At 44.8% G+C, this 545-nt stretch carries 1 protein-coding gene; it reads right to left on the bottom strand.

Annotated features, from left to right (window positions below; translation table 11 throughout):
• The coding region (folK, locus tag ABN217_RS20140; RefSeq protein WP_349459990.1) for a 2-amino-4-hydroxy-6-hydroxymethyldihydropteridine diphosphokinase at positions 1-283 on the bottom strand (283 nt) is incomplete at its 3' end.
• Positions 284-545 lie beyond the last annotated feature (262 nt).

Here is a 545-nt window from a genome sequence, read left to right as displayed (position 1 = left end):
GGGTTCTAGGGCCCCAACGTTCTTCTTTGCGGACTCGACCAAGCTCTAATTCGATGCGCTGAGTGTGATCCAACAACGCCTCTGGTTCAAGCTCAGTTTCAAGTAACACGGCCATATTAAGGAAATCATTTTGATCTTGTGGCCCTAGAGGCTTAGAGCGATATACAGCAGAAGTTTTGGTCACTCGGCAGTGTGGGATAGCACTTAATGCATCAATAGCTTGCTGAGCCTGCTTTAATGGTTCACCAAGGTTACTGCCAATGATTATATAGACCAACTCCATTTTATCACTCCTAGTATTTGTACTCGTTATGCACCAAGTTGTCGCACTTTTCGTTGAGGTATAGAGGCTAAATTAGCCTCTATTTTTAGCAACTTGTTCGTTGGTTGCTTAACGACATCTCGAATTATTTAGAGCGTATTCGATTTACGCGAACCATTTGAAGGCTTACGTGGGCGGTGACGTTTACGAACAGGTGCACTTCCCAGCTCGGCGATCATTTCACGCTGCTTAGTGTTATTAGAACGTTGGTAATCATCCCACC

Source organism: Proteus sp. fly-1067 (assembly GCF_040139345.1).
GTDB classification, from domain to species: domain Bacteria; phylum Pseudomonadota; class Gammaproteobacteria; order Enterobacterales; family Enterobacteriaceae; genus Proteus; species Proteus vulgaris_B.
Note: the sequence above shows the minus strand (reverse complement) of the source record. Positions and strands in the feature narration are given on the sequence as shown.